This is a genomic window from Variovorax sp. HJSM1_2 (assembly GCF_049316285.1).
In the GTDB taxonomy this organism is placed as follows: domain Bacteria; phylum Pseudomonadota; class Gammaproteobacteria; order Burkholderiales; family Burkholderiaceae_C; genus Rhodoferax_B.
Window position 1 is genome coordinate 1 of the sequence record NZ_JBMOXA010000057.1, and the last position, 3,371, is coordinate 3,371.

The following is a 3,371-nucleotide window of genomic DNA, read 5'->3' on the forward strand; positions in this document are numbered from 1 at the left end:
TTTTTTGAATGCGTCAACTTGGCATAACACCCTGATCTGACGATCAAAGTTATAGGGTCAAGCCGCACGAGCAATTAGTATCGGTTAGCTTAACGCATTACTGCGCTTCCACACCCGACCTATCAACGTCCTGGTCTTGAACGACTCTTTAGGGGGCTCAAGGCCCCGGCAGATCTCATCTTGAAACGAGTTTCCCGCTTAGATGCTTTCAGCGGTTATCTCTTCCACACTTAGCTACTCGGCAATGCCACTGGCGTGACAACCGATACACCAGAGGTGTGTCCACTCCGGTCCTCTCGTACTAGGAGCAGGCTTCCTCAAATCTGCAGCGCCCACGGAAGATAGGGACCAAACTGTCTCACGACGTTTTAAACCCAGCTCACGTACCTCTTTAAATGGCGAACAGCCATACCCTTGGGACCGGCTACAGCCCCAGGATGAGATGAGCCGACATCGAGGTGCCAAACACCGCCGTCGATATGAACTCTTGGGCGGTATCAGCCTGTTATCCCCAGAGTACCTTTTATCCGTTGAGCGATGGCCCTTCCATACAGAACCACCGGATCACTATGTCCTGCTTTCGCATCTGCTCGACTTGTCAGTCTCGCAGTTAAGCACGCTTATGCCATTGCACTATCGTCACGATGTCCGACCGTAACTAGCGTACCTTCGAACTCCTCCGTTACGCTTTGGGAGGAGACCGCCCCAGTCAAACTGCCTACCATGCACTGTCCCCGATCCAGATAATGGACCTAGGTTAGAACCTCAAACACACCAGGGTGGTATTTCAACGTTGGCTCCATGTGATCTAGCGACCACACTTCAAAGCCTCCCACCTATCCTACACAGATCTGTTCAAAGTCCAATACAAAGCTACAGTAAAGGTTCATGGGGTCTTTCCGTCTTTCCGCGGGGAGATTGCATCATCACAAACATTTCAACTTCGCTGAGTCTCAGGAGGAGACAGTGTGGCCATCGTTACGCCATTCGTGCAGGTCGGAACTTACCCGACAAGGAATTTCGCTACCTTAGGACCGTTATAGTTACGGCCGCCGTTTACTGGGACTTCAATCAAGAGCTTGCACCCCATCATTTAATCTTCCAGCACCGGGCAGGCGTCACACCCTATACGTCCACTTTCGTGTTTGCAGAGTGCTGTGTTTTTAATAAACAGTCGCAGCCACCGATTTTTTGCAACCTCATTGGGCTCCATCCGCGAGGGACTTCACCTACTAAAGGCACACCTTCTTCCGAAGTTACGGTGTCAATTTGCCGAGTTCCTTCTCCTGAGTTCTCTCAAGCGCCTTAGAATACTCATCTCGCGCACCAGTGTCGGTTTGCGGTACGGTCGTGTGTAGCTGAAGCTTAGTGGCTTTTCCTGGAAGCAGGGTATCACTCACTTCGGCTGCAAGCAGCCTCGTTATCACCCCTCATCTAAGCCCGGCGGATTTGCCTACCAGGCATGACTACAGGCTTGAACCAACATATCCAACAGTTGGCTGAGCTAACCTTCTCCGTCCCCACATCGCACTACACATCGGTACAGGAATATTGACCTGTTTCCCATCAACTACGCATCTCTGCCTCGCCTTAGGGGCCGACTCACTCTACGCCGATGAACGTTGCGTAGAAAACCTTGCGCTTACGGCGAGGGGGCTTTTCACCCCCTTTAACGCTACTCATGTCAGCATTCGCACTTCTGATACCTCCAGCACGCTTTACAACGCACCTTCACAGGCTTACAGAACGCTCTCCTACCACTTGCAATAAATTGCAAATCCGCAGCTTCGGTAACTGGCTTAGCCCCGTTACATCTTCCGCGCAGGACGACTCGATCAGTGAGCTATTACGCTTTCTTTAAATGATGGCTGCTTCTAAGCCAACATCCTGACTGTTTTAGCCTTCCCACTTCGTTTCCCACTTAGCCAATTTTAGGGACCTTAGCTGGCGGTCTGGGTTGTTTCCCTCTTGAGTCCGGACGTTAGCACCCGGTGCTCTGTCTCCCAAGCTGTACTCGTCGGTATTCGGAGTTTGCATTGGTTTGGTAAGTCGCCATGACCCCCTAGCCAAAACAGTGCTCTACCCCCGACGGTAATACTTGAGGCACTACCTAAATAGTTTTCGGAGAGAACCAGCTATTTCCAAGTTTGTTTAGCCTTTCACCCCTATCCACAGCTCATCCGCTAGTTTTGCAACACTAGTCGGTTCGGACCTCCAGTACCTGTTACGGCACCTTCATCCTGGCCATGGATAGCTCACTTGGTTTCGGGTCTACACCCAGCGACTAAGACGCCCTGTTCGGACTCGGTTTCCCTACGCCTTCCCTATTCGGTTAAGCTTGCCACTGAATGTAAGTCGCTGACCCATTATACAAAAGGTACGCAGTCACCCTTGCGGGCTCCTACTTTTTGTAAGCATGCGGTTTCAGGATCTATTTCACTCCCCTCCCGGGGTTCTTTTCGCCTTTCCCTCACGGTACTAGTTCACTATCGGTCAATGATGAGTATTTAGCCTTGGAGGATGGTCCCCCCATATTCAGACAGGATTTCTCGTGTCCCGCCCTACTTTTCGTTAACTTAGTACCACACGTCTCTTTTCATATACGGGACTATCACCCACTATGGTCGGCCTTTCCAAACCGTTCTATTAAGAGTCGCGCTATCACTAACAGGCTTTTCCGATTTCGCTCGCCACTACTTTCGGAATCTCGGTTGATGTCTTTTCCTCGAGCTACTGAGATGTTTCAGTTCACCCGGTTCGCCTCGCATGACTATGTATTCATCATGCGATACCCCTAAGGGTGGGTTTCCCCATTCAGAAATCTCCGGATCAAAGCTAATTTGCCAGCTCCCCGAAGCTTATCGCAGGCTATCACGTCTTTCGTCGCCTATCATTGCCAAGGCATCCACCACATGCTCTTATTCACTTGACCCTATAACTTTGACGTTTCTCTCGAAACCTAAGTCATCTTCAAGGAATATTGTTTGGTCTTTCACCAAACGCGTTATGCCGTAATAAGCTTTCGCTTATTTGTTTAAATATTTAGACCAAAGTCTGAATATTCGTTTTGACGCAATCAAAAATTTGTCGCTGGTGGCACGGTCTGCACTAAACCTTTACGAATGTGCAGTTTCCACCAGCAACGCTGATTAAACTCTATGAATTTTTAATGAACAGCCGATTGATCAAGAGATCTTGATCAACAACAAAACAGCCTTTCGCAAAGCTGCTTTGGTGTTGACTTCTAAGTTTGTTGGTGGAGGTGACAGGACTCGAACCCGCTACCTATTGCTTGCAAAGCAACCGCTCTACCAGGTGAGCTACACCCCCAAGAAACCCTTTGCCATTGGAGGATTGGTGGGTCTGGTTGG

The 3,371-nt window shown here is 49.8% G+C and carries 1 tRNA gene and 1 rRNA gene; both read right to left on the reverse strand.

The features are described from left to right. Positions 1-53: 53 nt before the first annotated feature. Positions 54-2,932 (reverse strand): 23S ribosomal RNA (locus ACFQ95_RS25885). A 322-nt stretch (positions 2,933-3,254) separates the two neighbouring features. Beyond that, positions 3,255-3,330, reverse strand: a tRNA-Ala gene (locus ACFQ95_RS25890). Positions 3,331-3,371: the final 41 nt, after the last annotated feature.